General features: G+C 66.4%; 18 protein-coding genes. 10 read left to right on the top strand and 8 right to left on the bottom strand.

Translation table 11 applies throughout. The annotated features are described in order from the left end of the window. Nucleotides 1-33: 33 nt before the first annotated feature. The gene (locus HV701_RS19615) at nt 34-1,737 is read right to left on the bottom strand and encodes a ShlB/FhaC/HecB family hemolysin secretion/activation protein (RefSeq protein WP_175134687.1); all 1,704 of its coding nucleotides are present in this window, start codon (nt 1,735-1,737) and stop codon (nt 34-36) included. A gap of 297 nt (nt 1,738-2,034) precedes the next feature. Next, the gene (locus HV701_RS19610; protein ID WP_175134686.1) at nt 2,035-2,805 is read right to left on the bottom strand and encodes an SDR family oxidoreductase; all 771 of its coding nucleotides are present in this window, start codon (nt 2,803-2,805) and stop codon (nt 2,035-2,037) included. 225 nt (nt 2,806-3,030) lie between these two features. Between HV701_RS19610 and HV701_RS19605 the strand changes: the two genes are divergently transcribed. The 5 genes from HV701_RS19605 to HV701_RS19585 all read left to right on the top strand — a co-directional run bounded on the left by HV701_RS19605 (nt 3,031) and on the right by HV701_RS19585 (nt 8,040). After that, on the top strand, nt 3,031-3,747 hold the full coding sequence (locus tag HV701_RS19605) for a c-type cytochrome (RefSeq protein WP_175134685.1): 717 nt from the start codon (nt 3,031-3,033) through the stop codon (nt 3,745-3,747). Then, nucleotides 3,744-4,673 (top strand): c-type cytochrome, encoded by a 930-nt coding sequence (locus HV701_RS19600; RefSeq protein WP_175134684.1) that lies wholly within the window; start codon nt 3,744-3,746, stop codon nt 4,671-4,673. The genes HV701_RS19605 and HV701_RS19600 overlap by 4 nt, the downstream gene beginning before the upstream one ends. A gap of 166 nt (nt 4,674-4,839) precedes the next feature. Beyond that, complete coding sequence (gmk, locus tag HV701_RS19595; protein WP_175134683.1) at nt 4,840-5,472, top strand: guanylate kinase; 633 nt, start codon at nt 4,840-4,842, stop codon at nt 5,470-5,472. Nucleotides 5,473-5,518: 46 nt separating this feature from the next. Then, nucleotides 5,519-5,722, top strand: coding sequence for a DNA-directed RNA polymerase subunit omega (gene rpoZ, locus HV701_RS19590; protein ID WP_006219679.1), 204 nt, complete (start codon nt 5,519-5,521; stop codon nt 5,720-5,722). 23 nt (nt 5,723-5,745) lie between these two features. Further along, a complete protein-coding gene (locus tag HV701_RS19585; protein WP_175134682.1) occupies nt 5,746-8,040 on the top strand; it encodes a RelA/SpoT family protein in 2,295 nt (764 codons plus the stop codon). 140 nt (nt 8,041-8,180) lie between these two features. Here HV701_RS19585 and glnQ read toward each other — a convergent pair whose 3' ends face one another. From glnQ to glnH, 3 genes are all read right to left on the bottom strand, one after another. Next, complete coding sequence (gene glnQ, locus HV701_RS19580) at nt 8,181-8,909, bottom strand: glutamine ABC transporter ATP-binding protein GlnQ (protein WP_236756546.1); 729 nt, start codon at nt 8,907-8,909, stop codon at nt 8,181-8,183. Next, nucleotides 8,906-9,562, bottom strand: a complete 657-nt coding sequence (glnP, locus tag HV701_RS19575) for a glutamine ABC transporter permease GlnP (protein WP_175134681.1) — start codon at nt 9,560-9,562, stop codon at nt 8,906-8,908. Before glnP ends, glnQ begins: the two co-directional genes overlap by 4 nt. 166 nt (nt 9,563-9,728) lie before the next feature. Beyond that, nucleotides 9,729-10,481: a glutamine ABC transporter substrate-binding protein GlnH gene (glnH, locus tag HV701_RS19570; protein ID WP_175134680.1), complete on the bottom strand. Its 753-nt coding sequence runs from the start codon at nt 10,479-10,481 to the stop codon at nt 9,729-9,731. A gap of 164 nt (nt 10,482-10,645) precedes the next feature. Between glnH and HV701_RS19565 the strand changes: the two genes are divergently transcribed. Further along, a complete protein-coding gene (locus tag HV701_RS19565) occupies nt 10,646-11,686 on the top strand; it encodes a C45 family autoproteolytic acyltransferase/hydrolase (RefSeq protein ID WP_175134679.1) in 1,041 nt (346 codons plus the stop codon). 166 nt (nt 11,687-11,852) lie between these two features. Next, on the top strand, nt 11,853-12,005 hold the full coding sequence (locus HV701_RS19560) for a hypothetical protein (RefSeq protein WP_175134678.1): 153 nt from the start codon (nt 11,853-11,855) through the stop codon (nt 12,003-12,005). A gap of 79 nt (nt 12,006-12,084) precedes the next feature. Here the strand turns inward: HV701_RS19560 and HV701_RS19555 are convergent, their stop codons facing one another. The 3 genes from HV701_RS19555 to nudC form a co-directional block, all read right to left on the bottom strand. Further along, nucleotides 12,085-15,708 carry a hydantoinase B/oxoprolinase family protein gene (locus HV701_RS19555; protein WP_175134677.1) on the bottom strand — a complete coding sequence of 1,208 codons (3,624 nt, stop codon included), beginning with the start codon at nt 15,706-15,708 and terminating at the stop codon, nt 12,085-12,087. Between the two features lie 85 nt (nt 15,709-15,793). After that, complete coding sequence (locus HV701_RS19550; RefSeq protein ID WP_175134676.1) at nt 15,794-16,303, bottom strand: winged helix DNA-binding protein; 510 nt, start codon at nt 16,301-16,303, stop codon at nt 15,794-15,796. A gap of 157 nt (nt 16,304-16,460) precedes the next feature. Further along, nucleotides 16,461-17,231, bottom strand: a complete 771-nt coding sequence (nudC, locus tag HV701_RS19545) for an NAD(+) diphosphatase (protein ID WP_175134675.1) — start codon at nt 17,229-17,231, stop codon at nt 16,461-16,463. A 278-nt stretch (nt 17,232-17,509) separates the two neighbouring features. On the opposite strand from nudC, the gene HV701_RS19540 reads away from it, so the two are divergent. From HV701_RS19540 to HV701_RS19530, 3 genes are read left to right on the top strand one after another with little or no spacing between them, the layout of a single operon-like run. Beyond that, a complete protein-coding gene (locus HV701_RS19540; protein ID WP_175134674.1) occupies nt 17,510-18,484 on the top strand; it encodes a TRAP transporter substrate-binding protein in 975 nt (324 codons plus the stop codon). A gap of 7 nt (nt 18,485-18,491) precedes the next feature. Further along, the gene (locus tag HV701_RS19535; RefSeq protein ID WP_175134673.1) at nt 18,492-18,992 is read left to right on the top strand and encodes a TRAP transporter small permease; all 501 of its coding nucleotides are present in this window, start codon (nt 18,492-18,494) and stop codon (nt 18,990-18,992) included. Next, nucleotides 18,985-20,286: a TRAP transporter large permease gene (locus HV701_RS19530; RefSeq protein ID WP_175134672.1), complete on the top strand. Its 1,302-nt coding sequence runs from the start codon at nt 18,985-18,987 to the stop codon at nt 20,284-20,286. The genes HV701_RS19535 and HV701_RS19530 overlap by 8 nt, the downstream gene beginning before the upstream one ends. The last annotated feature ends 48 nt before the right edge of the window (nt 20,287-20,334 follow it).

Genomic DNA, 20,334 nt, shown 5'->3' with positions numbered 1-20,334 from the left:
CACTTCCCTTGCTTACGCATAATCCGTGCGGATTCAGCTGGACCAGCCAAGGGTGAAACCGGCGGTCAGCGACTCGCTCTGGAAACCCCTGGGCTTGGAAAGCGGCGTGCCGGCGAACACGTCCCAATGGAACCCCGCCGCGCCGCCGCGCAGGCCGATGACCGAGCCAGCCAGGTTGCGGCCCCGCAGCCAGCGCGTGGACGGGCCGCCGACGTGGCCGTAGTCGGCGCCGAAATAGAGTTCCTGGCCGGCGCCGAGCAGCAGACCGAGTTCGTTGCGCCAGACCCAGCCGCGCTCGCCCATCAGGCTCAGCTCACCGTCGAAGCCGCGCACGCTGTAGCGCCCGCCGATGGAGAAGCGATCCTGGGGCACCAACGGCGTGCGGTCCCATTGCGCGCGCCAACTGCCAATGTAGCGGGCGCGTTGCGGCCCGAGCAGCAGGGGAACCATGAGCTGGGCGCTGGCGGCGATGACCTTCATTCGCGAGGTGCCTTCGCCGAAGTCTTCCTCGGGCGCAGGCATCGCGTTGAAAGCGCCGGTGCCGCGCCGATAGGCCAGGCTCGCATCGAGCGTGCTTTCGCCCAGGTATTCGCGGTGCGTCAGGCCCACTTCCCAGCCACCGGTGCGACGGCGCTGGACCCCGATTTCCGTATCGTCGATGAAGTTGTTCGACCTGCGCATCCAGCCGCGGCCGTAGAGGGAGGTCTTGCGCGTGGCGTCGCGATGGACGAGCCGCGACAGGCGCAGTTCGGCGTTGTCGCTGGTGCCGCTGTAGACGTAGTTCTGGCTGTAGCCGGCGACGGTCTGGCGATACCCGTAGCCGCTGGCCGTGGCGCTGAGCGCCCAATAGCCATGAGGCAGGCCGTAGTGCGCGGTGTAGCCCCTGGTGCCCTTGCGGTTGCCGTTGAACACGTCATGGTTGAGGCTGGCGTAGAACAGGTCGTTCAGCATGAGGAGATCGTCAAGGGAGACGGTCAACTCACCCTGGAGCTTGCCGGTCGCCTTGCTTCCGGCGTCATCCAGGGACGCGGACACGCGGATCGGGGGCGAGCGCTGCCGCCAGGCGATGACCAGGTCGCTCTCGCCGGGGCGGGCGTCTTCGCCATCGGCGGGGACGATCTGGATGTCCGCCTCCGCCGTCGGTACGCGCTTGAAGTTTTCCAGCGCCTGTTCGATGTCGCGCAGATTGAGCAGGTCGCCGCGCCCGACGGGCACGGCGTTCGAGGCCGTGGCCCGGGGCGACGTGCCGGGCGCGAAACGAATGGCGCGGATGCGGCCGGGCACGACGGTAAGCGTCAGCGTGCCGCCCGTCAGATCCTGGGGCTCGGCGAGGATACGGGTGGTGACGAACCCCCGCGCCACGACGGCGTTCTGGACGCGCGTCATGACCACGCTGATGCCCTCGGCGCCGAGGCAGCGCCCCGTGGCGGCATCGTTGTCGGGATCGGCGGCGTTCAGGGCCCAGACAAACCGCCGGGCATCCTCGCCATCGAGGCGGATGCGGCCAATCGGGAAGCATGGCGTCTCGTCGCGCGGCAACAGATCCGGCGACGGAGCGCGCGCCGGCTGCGCCCGTACACTCGGCGTCGCTTCCTGCTGCTTGCGTAGTATCCGCTCGCGCTCCTGCTGACGCAGCAGCTCCTGCGCGGCGCCAGCCTGCGTCTGTGCGGACGCCGATACCATGAACAGCAGCAGGCTGAACGAGATCCATGCCCGCTGCCACACCTCCCCGACCATCCTCTCCCTCCTACATATCCGTGCGCAGTCATGCTTCGGGATTGGATGGCGGTAGCGCGGACATTAGGATGCGGAGAGCCTGCTTGTCGGACCACCCGTTAGCCGTCACTCGCGATCTCGGATCACATAACCTATTGACGGTGAACGGCGGCAGCGCCTCAGGCTTCATGCCCGGCACGGGAAAGCGGCAATCAACAAAAAAGCGCCCGAATGAACTGCCCCCCGAAAGTTGGACTTAAATCCAACCTTCGGGGGGCAGTTCAGAAGGCGCTTTTTTGGGTGCCGGCGCAGCCCCGTTCAGCCGCGTCCGACGAACGGCATGTTGGTGGCCATGATGGTCATGAACTGGACGTTGGCCTCCAGCGGCAGGCGTGCCATGGCGGCGACCGCCTGGGCGACGTGGGCCACGTCCATGCGCGGCTCCACCTTGGTGCTGCCGTCGGCCTGCAGGATGCCGGCGGCCATGCGTTCGGTCATCTCGGTGGCGGCATTGCCGATGTCGATCTGGCCGCAGGCGATATGGTAGGGACGGCAATCGAGCGAGATCGATTTGGTCAGCCCGGTGACCGCGTGCTTGGTGGCGGTGTAGGCGATCGAGAACGGGCGCGGCGCATGCGCCGAAATCGAACCGTTGTTGATGATGCGGCCGCCCTGCGGCGTCTGCGCCTTCATGACCCGGATCGCGGCCTGCGCGCACAGGAACATGCCGGTCAGGTTGGTATCGACCACCTCGCGCCAGACCGCGACCGGCAGTTCCTCGATCGGCATGGCCGGGGCGCCGCGGCCGGCGTTGTTGAACAGCACGTCGAGCCGGCCGTATTCGCGCTGCGTGGTGTCGAACAGCTCACGCACCGCCTGCTCATCGGACACGTCCGTCGGCACCACCAGGGCCCGCACGCCGTCTTCGCCCGCCGCCGTGCGCGTGGCTTCGAGCGGCTCGCGCCGGCGGCCGGCCAGCACCACGCGATACCCCTGCGCCAGGAATTCCAGCGCGACCGCTCGTCCTATGCCGGTACCGGCGCCCGTGACCAGCGCGACGCGCGGCGGTTCGATCTCGTTCGTGTGCATCGGATGCTCCTTGTTATCGATCGGCGAAATGCTACCCGAATCGATCTGGGCGTGGTGCAAGCGAACGTTCCATTCGCTACTTGCGGTTTACCGCCGCCGGCAACGGCAGGGTTGCAGGTTATGCCGGCGCAAATACGCAACGGGTGCGTTGATATGTCACAAACTTTCTTATAATTTCTGGAAATTAACTTATTACCAAACCCGCCAACCCAGGGAGTCCACACCATGGCACTACGGCCCTTTTCCGCTGTCCGCTGGGCAAGCGCGCTGGCCTTGGGGGCCGGCACGCTGGGCGCGCTGCCAGTCCACGCCGCGCCCGACGCACGCCAGATCACCACGCAGGGCGTCAATGGCGCGCCCGCCTGTATGACCTGCCACGGGGCCAATGGCGAGGGCAACCCCGCCGCCGGCTTTCCGCAGTTGGCAGGCATGGGCGCCGCCTACCTCGCCGAACAGCTCGAGGCCATGGCCAACGGCTCGCGCGTGAGTCCCGTGATGGCCGCCACCGCCAAGGCCCTGGACCCGGCGCAACGGCAGGCGGTCGCGGCATACTACGCCGGCCTGCCGTCGCCCCTGAACATCGACCGGCTGGCCGCCACGGCCCGGCATCCGGTCAAGCCCGACGATACCGGCGCCTGGCTGGCCACGCGCGGCGCTTGGGACAAGAACGTCCCTGCCTGTAATCAGTGCCACGGTCCCGGCGGCATCGGCGTGGGCGCCAATTTCCCCAGTCTGGCCGGCCAGCCCGCTGCCTATATCGCCGGCCAATTGCGCGCCTGGCGCCAGGGCCAGCGTCCGCCCGGACCGCTCGGCCTGATGCCGGCCGTCGCCACCCGCCTGACCGACGCCGAGATCGACGCCGTATCCGCCTACTACGCCGGCCTGCCCAAGGCCGCCGACCTGCTTGCCGCGCAAGCCAACGCCGCGGGAGCCAAGCAATGACCCCGATCCGCCACCGAATCGCCCATGCCCTGCTCGCCACGGCGGGAACCGCTGCGTTGCTATCGAGCGCGCCGGCCTTCGCCGCCGACGCGCGTCCCGACTTCACGCCGCCCAGCGCCGCCTCGCTGCCCGACACGGAATTCGGCAAGGTGGTGCGCCAGGGCGAGCAGATCTTCCTGCACACCCCGCAGAATGCCGCCAAGTTCGTCGGCAATGACCTGAATTGCGCCAGTTGCCACCTGGACGCCGGCCGTCGCCCGGATTCGGCGCCGATGTGGGCCGCCTACGTGCTGTACCCGGCCTACCGGGCCAAGAACGGCCACGTCAACACGCTGGCCGAGCGTCTGCAGGGCTGTTTCCGCTTCAGCATGAACGGCAAGCCGCCGGCGGCCGACGATCCGGTGCTGACCGCCTTGCAGACCTATATGTTCTGGCTGGCCAGCAAGGCGCCCACCGGCGTGCCGCTCAAGGGCCAGGGCTACCCCAAGCTGCCCAAGCCGGCCCAGAAGGCCGACTATGTCCGCGGCAGCGAGGTCTACGCCCAATACTGCGCCGTCTGTCACGGCGCCGAGGGCAAGGGCCAGAAGCACGGCCAGCACTGGGTCTTCCCCGCGCTGTGGGGACCGGACTCGTTCAACTGGGGCGCCGGCATGCACCAGATCGGCAACGCCGCCGGCTTCATCAAGGCCAACATGCCGCTGAGCCAGGCCGGCATGCTGAGCGACCAGGAAGCCTGGGACGTGGCCTATTTCATGAACGCCCACGAGCGCCCGCAGGACCCGCGCTACACCGGGTCGGTGGCCGAGACCCGCGCCAAGTACCACGATTCCGCCGATTCGCTGTATGGCATCGAGGTCAATGGCCACTTGCTCGGCAGCGATGCGCCGCCCTCCGGCGGCAAGCTGACACAGGCGGCGGCGCGCTGACCCCGCGCCCCAGGCAACCGCGGACCGGCGGGCGCATGGCGCCGTTCGCCGGCCCCGGCGCCGCCTGCCGGACTGCCCGCGGCGGCCGGACACGAAGGGGTTTTCCCCTGCCGCGCCGCGCGATTTGCTATTCTTCGGGTCTTGGCATCACAAGCTCGTCACATTCATGCACGCCACTTCCGGCAATGTCTTCATGGTTGTCGCCCCCAGCGGGGCCGGCAAATCCAGCCTGGTCAAGGCCTTGCTGCAGCAAGACCCGTCTATCCTCCTGTCCGTCTCCTGCACCACCCGCGCGCCGCGTCCCGGCGAAGAGGATGGCCGCGAATACCGTTTCATCGGCACCGACGAATTCAAGCAGATGCGCGACGAGCAGCGCCTGCTGGAGTGGGCCGAAGTGCATGGCAATTTCTATGGCACGCCGCGCGACCGCATCGACGAAGCCACCCGCGACGGCCACGACGTCCTGCTGGAGATCGACTGGCAAGGCGCGCGCCAGGTGCGCCAGCGCTTCCCCGCCGCGATCGGCATTTTCGTGCTGCCGCCGTCCATCGAAGAACTCGAAAGCCGGCTGAAGGCGCGCGGCCAGGATGCGCCACAAGTGATCGCGCGGCGGTTGATGGCCGCCGGCGGCGAAATCGCACACGCGCCGGAATGCGAATATGTTATTATTAATCAAGAATTTAGCGTGGCCTTGTCGGAACTGACTCAAATCGTCAGCGCGGCGCGGCTGCGCTTTTCGTCTCAGGCCGTCCGCCATGCCGAATTGTTCGCGCAACTCGGCATCCCGGCGGCCCACTGAAACGAAACCGCGTTCTCCCTATCCTCCGTCAGCACCAGGTGTCCTAATGGCTCGCATTACCGTCGAAGACTGTCTGAACCAGATTCCCAACCGTTTCAAGCTCACGCTGGCCGCGACCTACCGCGCCCGCGAGCTGGCGCAAGGCCATGCCCCGCGCCTGGACAGCAAAGACAAGCCCACGGTCACTGCCCTGCGCGAGATCGCGGGCGGCCTCACCGGCGTGGAAATGCTGCGTAAAGTTCCCACCTGACATTCCCCGGGGGGCGGCAAGCAATGGCTTTTCCCGGGCTGAAATACGCTTCATCTGGTCTGCTTGCCGCGCTACGTGCCGGCTCCCGCCTTGGGCGCCGCACGGGCAAGAAAGACAAGCACTCCTCCACGCCATCCGCCGTCGCCGCCCAAGAGGCGGCGGAAGCGACCGCCTCGCCGGTCGCCTCGCTGGCGCCGCTGACCGAAATCATCGGCAGCTATCTCGAAAAGAAAGATGTAGAACGCGTGCGCGAAGCCTACCGCTTCGCCGACCAGGCGCACCTGGGCCAGTTCCGCGCCAGCGGTTCGCCCTACATCTCGCATCCCATCGCCGTCACGGAAATCTGCGCGGGCTGGAAGCTCGACGCGAACGCGTTGTCCGCCGCCCTGCTGCACGACGTGATGGAAGACCAGGGCATCGCCAAGCACGAGCTGGCCGAGAAATTCGGCCCTGAAGTCGCCGAACTGGTCGATGGCCTGTCCAAGCTGGACCGGCTCGACTTCGCCACCAAGGCCGAACAGCAGGCCGAGAGCTTTCGCAAGATGCTGCTGGCGATGGCGCGCGACGTGCGCGTCATCCTCATCAAGTTGGCCGACCGCCTGCACAACATGCGCACGCTGGATGCGGTCAACCCCGAGAAGCGCCGCCGCATCGCGCGTGAAACGCTCGACATCTACGCGCCCATCGCCCACCGGCTGGGCCTGAACCTGCTGTTCCGCGAATTGCAGGACCTGTGCTTCGCGGCCATGTATCCGAACCGCTACCAGGTGCTGTACAAAGCGGTGCTGGCCGCGCGCGGCAACCGCCGCGAAGTGATCGGCAAGATCGCCGACTCGGTGCGCGCCGCCCTGCCCGCCGCTGGCATCGAGGCCGAGGTCACGGGCCGCGAGAAGACCCTGTATGGCATCTATCGCAAGATGGTCGACCAGAAGAAGTCGTTCTCCGACGTGCTCGACATCTATGGCTTTCGGGTCATCGTGCATACGCTGCCCGAGTGCTACCTGGCGCTGGGCACGCTGCACCAGCTGTACCGGCCGGTCCCCGGCAAGTTCAAGGACTACATCGCGATCCCCAAGGTCAACGGCTACCAGTCGCTGCACACGACGCTGGTGGGACCCTATGGCACGCCGGTGGAATTCCAGTTCCGCACCCGCGACATGCATCACGTGGCCGAGGAAGGCGTGGCCTCGCACTGGCTGTACAAGGGCGCCGACCTGACGCTGAACGACCTGCAAAAGCGCACCCACCAGTGGCTGCAATCGCTGCTGGACATCCAGAGCCAGACCGGCGATTCGGGCGAGTTCCTGGAACACGTCAAGGTCGACCTGTTCCCCGACGCGGTCTACGTCTTCACCCCGCGCGGCAAGATCATTTCCCTGCCGCGCGGCGCGACGCCGGTGGACTTGGCCTATGCCATCCATACCGACATCGGCAACCAGGCCGTGGCGGCCAAGGTCAACGGCGAGTTCGTGCCGCTGCGCACCGAACTGAACAGCGGCGACACGGTGGAAATCGTCACCTCGCCGGCTTCGCGGCCGAACGCGCAGTGGCTCAACTACGTGCGCACCGGCCGCGCCCGCTCCGAGATCCGCCACTACCTGCGCACCGTCAAGTACGAGGAATCGGTCGCCTTCGGCGAGCGCCTGCTGGGCCAGGCCCTGCAGGAACTGCGCATGCCGCTGCCGGCCACCGACGATCCGGCCTGGCAGAAGCTGGCGCGCAGCACCGGCGCCAGCTCGCGCGAGGAAATCCTGGCCGACATCGGCCTGGGCAAGCGCCTGGCCGCCGTCGTGGCGCGCCGCTTCGCGCCCGAACACCAACTGGTGGCCACCACCGCCGCGGCGGTCGACGAGCTGACCTCGGCACGCAGCGCGCCGATTCTTATCCAGGGCAACGAAGGCCAGGCGGTGCAACTGGCGCCCTGCTGCGGCCCGCTGCCGGGCGACCCGATCATCGCCGGCATGCGCATGGGCCACGGCCTGGTGGTGCACACCGCCGATTGCCCGGTGGCCATGCGCCAGCGCCTGCGCGAACCGGAACGCTGGATCAACGTGGCCTGGGATACCCACACCGCCAAGCACCTGGCCACGCGCCTGGACATCGTCACGCGCAACGAGCGCGGCGTGCTGGGCCGGCTGGCGGCGGAAGTCACCGCGGCCGACGCCAACATCATGCATGTCACCATGCACGATGACGCGGTCGCTACGGTCTCGTTGCACCTGACCATCCAGGTCGACAGCCGCAAGCATCTGGCGCAGGTGATCCGCGCCATCCGCCACGTGCCGCAAGTGCAGAAGATCGTGCGCGTGAAGGGCTGAGCGGGGGGAGGAAGCCCACCCCCGAAGCGCTGCGCGCTTTCCCCTCAAGGGGGCATGTCTACGGACCGGCGGAGCCGGATCCGTGACATCCCGCTTGGGGCGCTTTCATTCCGGCCTTTGAAGCGTGGGGCGATCCGCGCTCAGGCCACGTGCTGCAGGAAGTCCTTCAGGCGCTGGCTGGGGGGATTCTCCAGCAGCTCGGCTGGCGGACCGTCATGGGCGATCTTGCCGCCATCGATGAAAATCAACCGGCTGCCGACCTTGCGCGCGAACTCCATCTCGTGCGTGACCACCACCATGGTCATGCCCTCTTCGGCCAGATCGCGCATCACTTTCAGCACTTCGTGGCGCAGCTCTGGATCGAGCGCCGAGGTGGGCTCGTCGAACAGCATCAGCTTGGGCTTGATCGCCAGGGCGCGGGCAATCGCCACGCGCTGCTGCTGGCCGCCGGACAGTTCGGACGGATAGTGGTTCATGCGCTCGGCCAGCCCGACCTTGCGCAGCAATTGTTCGGCCAGTTCGCGCGCCTCGTCGCGGCTTTGTCCGCGCGTGTGGACCGGCCCGAACATGACGTTCTGCAGCGCGGTCATCTGCGGGAACAGATTGAACTGCTGGAACACCATGCCGGCCTCGCGGCGGATCTCGCGGATCTGCGCGGGCGGGCCATTGACGCTCAGGCCATCGACCAGCAGGTCGCCGCCGTTGATGGTCTCCAGCACGTTGATGCAGCGCAGGAAGGTGGATTTGCCGGAGCCGGACGGCCCGACCACCACAACCACCTCGCCGGCATCGATATTGAGCGAGATGCCATCCAGTACCGTGGACTCGCCGAACGTCTTGGTGACGTCGTGAAATTCAACCATGCTCATAGTATGCGCATCCTCTTTTCCACCAGGTGCAGGATCAGCGCCATCGTGCCCGTCAGGATCAGGTAGACGATGGCGATCGCCGACCAGATCTCGACCGCGCGGAAGTTGCTGGCCATGATTTCCTGGCCCTGGCGGGTCAGTTCCGCGACGCCGATCACGATGAACAGCGATGAATCCTTCAGGCTGATGATGCACTGGTTGCCCAGCGGAGGAATCATGCGGCGAAACGCCACCGGCCCGATGATGTGGAACAGGATCTTGTGAAACGGCAGGCCCATCGCCTGCCCGGCTTCCTTCAGGCCCTTGTGCACCGATAGCAACGATCCGCGCACGATCTCGGAGATATAGGCGCCCGAATTGATGATGAGGGTGACAATGGCCGCCCACTCGGCATCCACCCGGATATTCGCCAGCAGCGGCAAGGCGAAATAGATGAACATTACCTGCACCACGATCGGCGTGCCGCGGATCACCGCGACATATACCTGCGCGATGCCCGACAGTATCGGATGCCCGTAGGCCCGCGCCACCCCGGACAGCGCGCCCAACAGGAAGCCCCCGACGAGGCCCCAAAAGGTGATCTTGATGGTCATCTGCGTGCCCACCCACAGGTTGGGCAGCGCGTCCATCACTACTTTCCAGTCAAAATCCACGATTACCCCTCAATGGCGCGCCTGGGCGCCGCCTCATGGCGGGAACGCCCGGCGCCGCAAGCGGCTCGGGGCCGCCCCGTCCGGGGCCCGGCGCCGCCGTAGCGAAGCGCCAGGGCCCCAGACTGCCGGGCGGCCCCGAAATGCCGTATCGATCCGGCGGTCAAGCTCAGGGCTTCTTGCCGAACCACTTCTCGTAGATGGCGTCGTACTGGCCGTTGGACTTGAGCGTGGCCAGGGCCTTGTTGACCTGCGGCACCAGCTCGCTGCCCTTGGGGAAGGCGATGCCATAGAAGTCGCCGCTCTTGACCGTACCGACCACCTTGACGCGGCCCTTGCCGGCGGTATTGGCGTAGTACTGGACGTTGGGCGTGTCGTGCACGGCGGCATCGACCCGGCCGGTGGCCAGTTCCAGGTAGGCATTGTCGATGTTGGGGAACAGCTTGAGCTTGGCGTCCGGCACCTGGGCCTTGAGGAAGTCCACGGTGGCGGTACCGGTTTTGACCGCCACGGTCTTGCCGGCCAGCGACTTGGCGTCCTTGATGTCGGTGTTCTTGTCGCCGACCAGGATGGCCAGGCCGCTTTCGTAATAGGGATCGGAGAAGTCGATCACCTTCTTGCGGTCGTCACGGATGGTGATGCCGGCCAGCGCCACGTCGATGTTCTTGGTCTGCAGGCCGGGGATGATGCCGTTGAAGTCCATCGGCTGCAGCTTGTACTTGACGTTCAGTTCCTTGGCGATGGCCGCCCACAGGTCGATGTCGAAGCCGGTATAGGTGTTGCCCTGCTTGAACTCGAACGGCACGAATGCCGTGTCGGTGGCCACCACCAATTCCTTGCCTTGAGCGTAGGCGCCGGAGGCGGCGCCAAACATGGCCACGGACAGGCCGACCAGGGCGGCGGCGACTTTACGTTTAATCATGAAACTCTCCTCTTGGGGCCGATAGCACCCGGGGTTGCAGTTGGAACATGATGCGCGGGCCGCGCCGGGATCGCCGGAGCAACTTACTGGGAATCTTAACGCATCCGTCCCCACCCGACAGAGCTTAGAAAAATTACAATCCGCATGACACCCGGAGAATCCCCATGCCCTACAAGTATGTACGCATCGCAGGCAACCGGCGCCAGACCGGCGTGGCGCTCGGCCGGCTGGCCCGCCCGTTGATGCCAACCTACCTGGACCAGAGCGCCACCTGGAAGGCGCTGCGCCCCTGGCGCGGCCATCCTTACCTGGAGGAATTGGGCCAACAGGCCCAAGCTGCCCTGCCCGCGCTCTGGGAGGAACTGGAGGGGCTGGCCGAGGGGCTGGACATGCCGCTGTCGGACGTGTTGCTGTGGAATTGCCGTGGCGACCTGCTGCACAGCAGCGGCAGCGGCGACGGCTGCACGTCGGTGGCGCTGAAGGCGGCCGATGGCACCCGCTGGATCGGCCACAACGAGGACGGCGATCCGTTCCTGTATGGCCGCTGCCATCTGGTCGACGTGGCGCTGGAGGACGCGCCCGGCTACCTGAGCTTCTATTACCCGGGCTCGCTGCCCGGCCACACCTTCGGCGCCAACCGCGCCGGCCTGGTGCAGACCATCAACAACCTGCGCACCCGCCAGCGCCAGCCCGGCGTGCCGCGCATGCTGCTGGCCCGCGCCGTGCTCGACTGCGCCACGCTGGACGAGGCCGTGACGCTGCTGAGTGACGCCTCGCGCGCCGGCGGCTTCCACCATACGCTGGGCTCGGCCGCCGATGCGCGCATCTTCAGCGTCGAGGCCACGCCCGGCGCCGTCTCGGCGCAGGAAATCGGCACCCGCTATGGTCACGCCAATCATATGGTGCACCAGGCCAGCCGCGACCAGGCGCAGGTCATCACCGATTCGTCGCGCGAACGTCAGCGCCGCATCGAGGGCATCGTCGATACCTGGTCGCCCGCCACCAACGGCGACGACCTGCTGAAGGCGCTGCATGATACCGAAGGCGAGCTGCCGATCCTGCGCACCGACCGCAACGATCCGGACGGCGAAAACACGCTCGCCACCGCGGTCTTCGAGATCGGCGATGGCGAGGTGACGCTGCGGGTCTACGACCGCAGGCCGAAGGCGGACATCGTGCTGGATGTAATGAACGATCCGGAGTGAGGGGACGCGGATCGTTCCACGCGGACCGCACAACCTTCGCATTGATTGATGCTCCCGCGCGTCGATTGGGACTCGATCCCTACGCGCCGCCGACAAATCTCGGATCAATCGCCAGCTGAAAATGGGGCAACACTGCATAGAATGAGACTCTTTTTTTGAAAGTCTCATGCGCGACAAGATACTCAACTACTTGCGTTCGATACAGTGGAACGACCCGGGAACGGGCGGGTTTATCGTTGACCTGGTTCAAATCGTGGCGATCGTGATCGCTCTCATCCTCGTCGCGATCGCCGCTATTCGAAATTGGCTTTTCGGCTGAGAAACGAATCCCATGGCTCCTGCGCAAACGGGGCGACCCATGATGATCATCCGGATCGCCCCGCATTGAAGTCGCCGACTCAACGGGCGCCGTAGCCCCCGCCTCCCGGCGTTTCCACCACGAACACGTCGCCCGGATGCAGCTGGGCGCTGTCCTGCGGGCCGAGTTCCTGCACCGAGCCATCGATCCGCTCGACGTAGTTGCGGCCCATGGCGCCCGGTGCGCCGCCGGCCAGGCCGAACGGCGCGTGCAGGCGGTTGTTGGACAGGATCGCGGCGGTCATGTCTTCCAGGAAGCGGATGCGGCGGATGCCGCCATTGCCGCCCGGATAGCGCCCCGCCCCGCCCGAACCGTGGCGGATCTCGTACGACTCCAACCGCACCGGAAAACGGAACTCCAGCACTTCGGGGTCGGTCAGGCGCGAGTTGGTCATATGCGCCTGCACCACCGAGGTGCCCGCAAAGCCCTCGTCGTGCGGACCGGCGGCGTCGATGCGCACGGGACCGGCGCCGGTGCCACCCGAGATGGTCTCGTAGTACTGGTGGCGCGCATTGCCGAAGGTGAAGTTGTTCATCGTGCCCTGGCTGGCGGCCAGCACGCCGAGCGCGCCGTACAGCGCGTTGACGATGCACATGGACGTTTCGACGTTGCCCGCCACCACCGAGGCCGGCGGGTTCGGGCGCAGCATCGAGCCTTCCGGCAGGATGATGGACAGCGGCACCAGGCAGCCATCGTTGAGCGGGATGTCGTCGTTGACCAGGGTGCGGAACACGTACAGCACCGCGGCCACGGCGATGGCGCCCGGCGCGTTGAAGTTGTTGTCCAACTGGTCGGAGGTGCCCGTGAAGTCGACCACGGCGCTGCGCGCCTGCTGGTCGACCCGCACCGCAACACGGATCACCGCGCCGTTGTCCAGCGGGTACTCGTAGCTGCCATCCTTGAGCACCGAGATCACGCGGCGCACCGCTTCTTCGGCGTTGTCCTGCACGTGGCCCATGTAGGCGCGCACCACATCCAGGCCGAAGTGATCGCACATGCGCAGCAGTTCCTGCACGCCCTTTTCGTTGGCGGCAATCTGCGCGTGCATGTCGGCGATGTTCTGGTCCGGATTGCGCGCCGGCCAGCGGCCCGAGCCGAGGATGTCGCGCGCGGCCTGCTCGCGGAACTCGCCGCCCTTGACCAGCTGGAAGTTGGTGAACAACACACCTTCGTCTTCAACCGTCTTGGAATCCGGCGGCATCGAACCCGGGGTGGTGCCGCCGATGTCGGCGTGATGGCCGCGCGAGCCGACGTAGAACAGGATCTTGCTGCCCTTGCGGTCGAACACCGGCGTGATCACCGTGACGTCCGGCAGGTGGGTGCCGCCGTGGTACGGGTCGTTGACCACGTAGGCGTCGCCCGGCTGCATGCGGCCGGCGTTGGCATTCATGACCGTGCGCACCGACTCGCCCATGGAACCCAGGTGCACCGGCATGTGCGGCGCGTTGGCGATCAGGCGGGCCTGGGCGTCGAAGATGGCGCAGGAGAAGTCCAGGCGTTCCTTGATGTTGACCGAGTACGCCGTATTCTGCAGGCGGTAGCCCATCTGCTCGGCGATCGACATGAACAGGTTGTTGAACACCTCCAGCATCACCGGGTCGGCCTGCGTGCCGACGGCACGGCGCTGCGGGCGGGCCTCGACGCGGCGGATCACGAAGTGGTCCTGTGGCGTCAACTCGGCCTGCCAGCCGGGTTCGACCACGGTGGTCTGGTTCGGCTCGGAGATGATGGCAGGGCCCGCCACGCGGTCGCCGCCGGCCATGTCCTCGCGCACGAACAAGGGCGTGTCGCGCCAGGTGCCGCCGCTGTACATGCGCACCGTGCGGCGCGGCGCCAGCGCACCGTCGCGGCTGCGCGAAGCGGGCGTCTCGGTGACGCGCTCGCCGCCGCCGGTGGCTTCCACCGAAATGGTTTCCACGACCAGTTCGCGGTTGGGCATGAGGAAGGAATAGCGTTGGCGGTAGGCCGCCTCGAAATCCTGGCGAGCTTGCTCCAGGTCCGAATACGGCACTTCCAGCGCGGTGTCGGTGCCGCGGTACTTCAGGTGCAGGCGGCGCAGCACGCGGATGTCGCTGTCGGCGACGTGCTGGCGGCGCAGTTCGCCCACGGCCTGCTCGGCCAGCGTATCCAGCTCGCCTTGCAATTCGGCCATCAGCGCGGCATCGAGCACCTTCTCGACAGTCTTCTGGCGCATGTCGGTCTGGTCCGCCAGGCCCATGCCGTAGGCCGACAGCACGCCGCCCAGCGGGTGCGCGAACACGGTGGTCATGCCGAGCGCGTCGGCGACCAGGCAGGCGTGCTGCCCGCCGGCCCCGCCGAACACCGTCAGCGCGTACTCGGTGACATCGTGGCCGCGCTGCACGGATATGCGCTTGATCGCTTCGGCCATGTTGCCGACGGCGATTTCCAGGAAGCCCTCGGCCAGTTGTTCCGGCGTCATGTCGCGGCCGGTGGCGGCGCGGACCTCGTCGGCCATGGCCTGAAACCGCTGCACCACGGCATCACGGTCCAGCGGCTCGTTGGCGTCGGGGCCGAACACCTTGGGGAAGAAGTCGGGCTGGATCTTGCCGAGCAGCACGTTGCAGTCGGTCACGGCCAGCGGGCCGCCCCGGCGGTAGCAGGCGGGGCCGGGATTGGCGCCGGCCGAATCCGGGCCGACCCGCAGGCGCGCGCCGTCGAAATGCAGGATCGAGCCGCCGCCGGCCGCGACCGTGTGGATGCTCATCATGGGCGCGCGCATGCGCACGCCGGCCACCTGGGTTTCGAACTCGCGCTCGAATTCGCCGGCATAGTGCGATACATCGGTCGAAGTGCCGCCCATGTCGAAGCCGATGATCTTGTCGAAGCCAGCCTGTTCGCTGGTGCGAACCATGCCGACGATGCCGCCGGCCGGGCCGGACAGGATGGCGTCCTTGCCGCGGAAGCGGTGCGCATCGGTCAGGCCGCCGCTCGACTGCATGAACATCAGGCGGATGCCGGGCAGTTCGCCGGCCACCTGGTCAACGTAGCGTTTGAGGATGGGCGACAGGTAGGCGTCGACCACCGTGGTGTCGCCGCGCGAGACGTATTTGATCAGCGGGCTGACCTCGTGCGAGGCCGACACCTGGGTGAAGCCGATCTCGCGCGCGATACGGGCGGCGCGCTGTTCATGGTCCGTGGCGTGCCAGGCGTGCAGGAACACGATGGCGACGGTGCGGATGCCGCGGTCGTAGGCCGCCTGCATATCGCGGCGCAACGCGGCTTCGTCCAGGGCGCGGATCACTTGGCCGTCGGCGGCCACGCGCTCGTCGGCCTCGACCACGGCCTCGTAGAGCATTTCCGGCAGCAGCACGTTGCGGTCGAACAGACGCGGACGGTTCTGGTAGGCGATGCGCAGGCCGTCGCGGAAACCGCGCGTGGTCACCAGCAGCGTGCGTTCGCCCTTGCGTTCGAGCAGCGCGTTGGTGGCGACCGTGGTGCCCATCTTGACGCATTCGACCTGCTCGGCCGGCACCGGCTGGCCGGGCGCGATGCCCAGCAGCTTGCGGATGCCCGCCACCGCCGCATCGCGGTACTGCTCCGGGTTCTCCGACAGCATCTTCGCGGTGGTGGTGGTGCCATCGGGGCGGCGCGCCACGATGTCGGTGAAGGTGCCCCCACGATCAATCCAGAATTGCCACTTCATAACTATCCTCGGGTACAAGAAGCCGCCACGGCGCTGCCGGCCGCGGCGTGCGGGTTGCGGTACGGGAACGATCCCGCGTATCGGGTTACAGGGACGTCGCGGCGCGCGCGGCCTGGTCGTACAGGCCGGACAGGGCGCGCAGCGTGTGCGCCAGTTGGCGGCTGAATTCCAGGCCACCCCCGCCCGGCGCATCGAGGCCGGCGGTCAGGCATTGCTCGCGGATTTCGCCATAGCGCTTGATGATGGCCGCGCCTTCGGGCGTGACGCTGTAGAACACTTCCTTGCTGGCGCGCTCGCCCTTGACGACGCCCAGACGGTCGAGTTTTTTCAGCGCGTAGTTGACGATGTGCGTGTCCTCGATATTGAGCGTGAAGCAGATGTCGGCCAGCTTCTTGGGGCGTTGGCGGTGGAACACGTGGTGGAACACCATGACGTCGGTGGGCGTCAGGTCGGGCAGGCCGGCCGCGGCCATGCAGCGCACGGTCCAGCGATCGAAGGCATGGCTGGCGATCATCAGGCCGAATTCGACTTCGGACAGGTCCGGCGCGCTGCCGCCGGCCAAGTGGGCCGACGAGGCGATCAACGTGGAGGTCATAGAGGCCGCGCAACAAGTTTATCTGTGCGAAATACTAATAATTTATCTATATTTCATCAATAAAAAATAATTGAGGGACGGAAAAAAACCCTCATTTCGAGGGAATACCCTAGGGCCGCGCGCCGCGCCCCGGCCGGAACGCGGCGGCCGGCGGTGACTACGGCGCGTCCCAGCCCGCCGGCAGGTGGGCGCGGATCAACGCGCCGGCGATAGAGATGCGCGCCGCGATCTCGGGCATCGGGTCACCCGGGCCAAACCAGCGCGCGTCGGCGATCTCGTCTTCCTGCACGCGGATGTCGCCCGACACGTACTCGGCGGTGTAGGCCACCATCAGCGAATGCGGAAACGGCCATGACTGGCTGCCGAAGTACTTCAGGTTGCCGACCTTCAGGCCGACCTCTTCCAGCACTTCGCGATGCACCGTCTGCTCGATGCTCTCGCCCGGCTCGACGAAGCCGGCCAGCGCGGTGTAGCGTCCGGCGGCATTGGCGGTGTGGCGCGCCAGCAGGATGCTGTCGCCCTTGCGGATCAGCACCATCATGGCCGGCGAGATGCGCGGATAGGCCGAGAAGCCGCAGGCCGGGCAGCGCTGGCAGAACTCGCCGTTGACGCGCGTGGTGGGCGTGCCGCAGGCGCCACAGAAACGGTGGGTGCGGGCCCATTCGGCGATCTGGTAAGCGCGCCCGGCGAGCGCCATGCGTTCCTCGTCCAGCACACCGAACAGCGAGCGCAGCTTCTTGAACGCGTAGCCGTGCGGCGCCTCGATGCCCGGCTCGACATGGGCGGCGCGGGCCGGCGATTCGGGCGCGGCCCAGACCGGCTGCAAGGCCTCGGCCGCGAGCCCGGCGCGCACACAGGCGTCCAGGTCCGGCAACACGCTGGTCGCTTCCTCGACCAGCAACTCGTCACGACGAAAAACGAAATTCACACGACCCTCTGCGATACGACTGCGATGACAAGATCTTAGAAGAAAAAAGCGTCGGCGCAATGCGGCGTCCGGCCTGTGGGCACACTATTTCAATCTTCAAGCAAACGGCCCGCGTCAGCCTAGGAATTACCCGTAAACGCGCCGTTCCGGGCACATCGCGGCGGTCCGGCAACATAGAATGGCACGGCTTTTCCGCAACGCGGCATTCGGCGCAGCCCGCTTTTTCGCACTGTCTATCGGGCCCGTTCCGCACTCCTCATTCGCAAAGAAGGACCATCATGATCAAGAAGCTCTCGCTGTTGACCGGCTCCATCGTCCTGGCGTTCAGCGCCGGCGCCCAGGCCCAGACCACGTGGGACCTGCCCAGCGCCTACCCCGCCAGCAACTTCCACGTCGAAAACCTGGCCACCTTCATCAAGGACGTCGACACCCTCTCGCAGGGCAAGCTCAAGATCACCCTGCACAACAACGCCTCGCTGTACAAGGCGCCGGAAATCAAGCGCGCGGTGCAAGGCAACCAGGCGCAGATCGGCGAAATCCTGCTGACCAACTTCGCCAACGAAGACCCGGTCTACGAACTGGACGGCCTGCCCTTCCTGGCCACCGGCTACGATGCGTCCTTCAAGCTCTACCAGGCGCAGAAGCCGTTCCTGGAAAAGAAACTGAACTCGCAAGGCATGATGCTGCTGTACGCGGTGGCGTGGCCGCCCCAGGGCATCTTCGCCAACAAGGACATCAAGCAGATCAGCGACATGAAGGGCCTGAAGTGGCGCGCCTACAGCCCGGTGACCGCCAAGATCGCCGAACTGGTCGGCGCGCAACCCGTCACGGTGCAGCAGGCCGAGCTGTCGCAGGCCCTGGCCACCGGCGTGATCAACTCGTACATGTCGTCGGCCTCGACCGGCTACGACACCAAGACATATGAGTACATCAAGAAGTTCTACGACACCCAGGCCTGGCTGCCCAAGAACGCCGTGATCGTCAACAAGAAGGCGTTCGACGCGCTTGATCCGGCCACGCAGGAAGCCCTGAAGAAGGCCGGCGCCCAAGCCGAGGAACGCGGCTGGAAGCTGTCGCAGGAGAAGAACAAGTGGTACCAGGAAGAGCTGGCCAAGAACGGCATGGAAACCATCAAGCCGACGGTTGAACTCAAGGAAGGCCTGTCGGTGATCGGCAAGCGCATGCTGGATGACTGGCTCAAAAAGGCCGGCGCCGATGGCCAGGCCATGATCGACGCCTACCGGAAGCAGTGATATCGCCATGCGCCGCTTTCTGGATGGACTTTACGGCGCGGCCGGCCTGCTGGCCGGCCTGTGCACCATCGGCGTGCTGGTGGCAGTGCTGGCCGCGATCATCGCGCGCCAGCTCGGCCTGAACATCCCCGGCACCGATGCCTATGCCGGGTATTTCATGGCCGCCGCCGGTTTCCTGGCGCTGGCCAGCACGTTCAAGCACGGCGAACACATTCGCGTAACGCTGTTGCTGAACGCGCTGCCGCCGGCCGGCAGCCGCCGCCTGGATATCTTCGCGCTGGCGGCGGGCAGCCTGATGGCCGCCGCCTTCGCTTTCTTCAGCGTCAAGCTCGCCTACGACTCCTGGCAATTCAACGACGTCTCCACGTCCAACGACGCCACGCCGTTGTGGATTCCGCAGCTCACCATGGCGGTGGGCACGGTCCTTTTCCTGGTCGCCCTGCTCGATGAGCTGGTCCGCCGTTCGCGCGGCCTGGCCGCCGCCAACTCGCAGCAAACCCATGAATGAACTTCTCGTCATTACCCTGCTGGTGATCTCGATCTTCGCGCTGCTCGGATGCGGCGTCTGGGTCGGTTTGACACTGGCCGGCACCGCCTGGATCGGCATGGAGATCTTCTCCAGCCGGCCGGCCGGCGATGCCATGGCCGTCACCATTTGGGGCGCCTCGTCCAGCTGGACGCTGACCGCCCTGCCGCTGTTCCTGTGGATGGGCGAAATCCTGTTCCGCACCCGCTTGTCCGAAGACCTGTTCAAGGGCCTGGCGCCGTGGCTCAACCGCCTGCCGGGCCGGCTGCTGCACACCAACGTCATCGGTTGCGCCATCTTCGCGGCCGTGTCGGGCTCGTCCGCGGCCACCTGCGCCACGGTCGGCAAGATGACCATCCCCGAGCTGACGCGCCGCGGCTACCCCGAGGAGAAGATCCTGGGCACGCTGTCGGGCGCAGGCACGCTGGGGCTGCTGATCCCGCCGTCGATCATCATGATCGTCTACGGGGTGGCGGCGGACGTGTCCATCGCCAAACTGTTCATCGCCGGCATTCTGCCCGGCCTGTTGCTGGCTCTGTTGTTCATGGGCTACATCGCCTGGTGGGCGCTGCGTAATCCGGAGCAGGTACCGTCGGCCGACCCCGGCCTGACGCTCAAGGAAAAGCTGTCGCGTTCGCGCCACCTGATCCCGGTGATGCTGCTGATCGGCGCGGTGCTGGGTTCGATCTACAGCGGCGTGGCGACCGCCACCGAAGCGGCGGCCGTGGGCGTGGTTGGCGCCTTGGTTCTGTCGGGACTGCAAGGGTCGCTCAGCCGCGCCACGTTCATGCAATCGCTGCTGGGCGCCACCCGGCTGTATTGCATGATCGCCCTGATCCTGGCGGGCGCGCAGTTCCTGACGCTGGCGATGGGCTACATCGGCCTGCCGCGTGCGCTGGCCGAATGGATCGGCGGACTGGGCCTGTCGCAGTTCTGGTTGATCGTGGCCCTGATGGTGTTCTTCGTGGTGCTGGGTTGCTTCCTGGACGGCATTTCCATCGTGGTGCTGACCATGGGCGTGCTGCTGCCGACCGTGCAGGCCGCCGGCATCGACTTGATCTGGTTCGGCATCTTCGTCGTGTTCGTTGTGGAAATGGCACAGATCACACCGCCGGTGGGCTTCAATCTGTTCGTGCTGTCAGGCATGAGCGGCCGCGAGCTGCCGTATATCGCGCGCGCCTCGATGCCCATGTTCCTGTTGATGATCGTGGCGGTGCTGCTGCTGTATCTGGTGCCGGGCATCGCGACCTGGCTGCCATTGCATATGAAGCTGTGACGCCATGGCCTGCCGAAACCCCGTTCTCGCAACGGGGTTTTTTTTGGC

Origin of the sequence: Achromobacter pulmonis (genome assembly GCF_902859765.1) — a bacterium.
Classification (GTDB): Bacteria; Pseudomonadota; Gammaproteobacteria; order Burkholderiales; family Burkholderiaceae_B; genus Achromobacter; species Achromobacter pulmonis.
The sequence above is the reverse complement of the archived record's forward strand: the minus strand, read 5'-3'. Positions and strand labels throughout refer to the sequence as shown.

Coding starts and splice junctions, on each gene's coding strand:
- HV701_RS19600 (WP_175134684.1), top strand. CDS start 3,744: ATGACCCCGATCCGCCACCGAATCGCCCATGCCCTGCTCGCCACGGCG.
- HV701_RS19605 (WP_175134685.1), top strand. CDS start 3,031: ATGGCACTACGGCCCTTTTCCGCTGTCCGCTGGGCAAGCGCGCTGGCC.
- glnQ (WP_236756546.1), bottom strand. CDS start 8,909: ATGAGCATGGTTGAATTTCACGACGTCACCAAGACGTTCGGCGAGTCC.
- HV701_RS19585 (WP_175134682.1), top strand. CDS start 5,746: ATGGCTTTTCCCGGGCTGAAATACGCTTCATCTGGTCTGCTTGCCGCG.
- glnH (WP_175134680.1), bottom strand. CDS start 10,481: ATGATTAAACGTAAAGTCGCCGCCGCCCTGGTCGGCCTGTCCGTGGCC.
- rpoZ (WP_006219679.1), top strand. CDS start 5,519: ATGGCTCGCATTACCGTCGAAGACTGTCTGAACCAGATTCCCAACCGT.
- HV701_RS19615 (WP_175134687.1), bottom strand. CDS start 1,737: ATGGTCGGGGAGGTGTGGCAGCGGGCATGGATCTCGTTCAGCCTGCTG.
- HV701_RS19530 (WP_175134672.1), top strand. CDS start 18,985: ATGAATGAACTTCTCGTCATTACCCTGCTGGTGATCTCGATCTTCGCG.
- HV701_RS19550 (WP_175134676.1), bottom strand. CDS start 16,303: ATGACCTCCACGTTGATCGCCTCGTCGGCCCACTTGGCCGGCGGCAGC.
- HV701_RS19610 (WP_175134686.1), bottom strand. CDS start 2,805: ATGCACACGAACGAGATCGAACCGCCGCGCGTCGCGCTGGTCACGGGC.
- HV701_RS19565 (WP_175134679.1), top strand. CDS start 10,646: ATGCCCTACAAGTATGTACGCATCGCAGGCAACCGGCGCCAGACCGGC.
- HV701_RS19540 (WP_175134674.1), top strand. CDS start 17,510: ATGATCAAGAAGCTCTCGCTGTTGACCGGCTCCATCGTCCTGGCGTTC.
- HV701_RS19560 (WP_175134678.1), top strand. CDS start 11,853: ATGCGCGACAAGATACTCAACTACTTGCGTTCGATACAGTGGAACGAC.
- HV701_RS19555 (WP_175134677.1), bottom strand. CDS start 15,708: ATGAAGTGGCAATTCTGGATTGATCGTGGGGGCACCTTCACCGACATC.
- HV701_RS19535 (WP_175134673.1), top strand. CDS start 18,492: ATGCGCCGCTTTCTGGATGGACTTTACGGCGCGGCCGGCCTGCTGGCC.
- gmk (WP_175134683.1), top strand. CDS start 4,840: ATGCACGCCACTTCCGGCAATGTCTTCATGGTTGTCGCCCCCAGCGGG.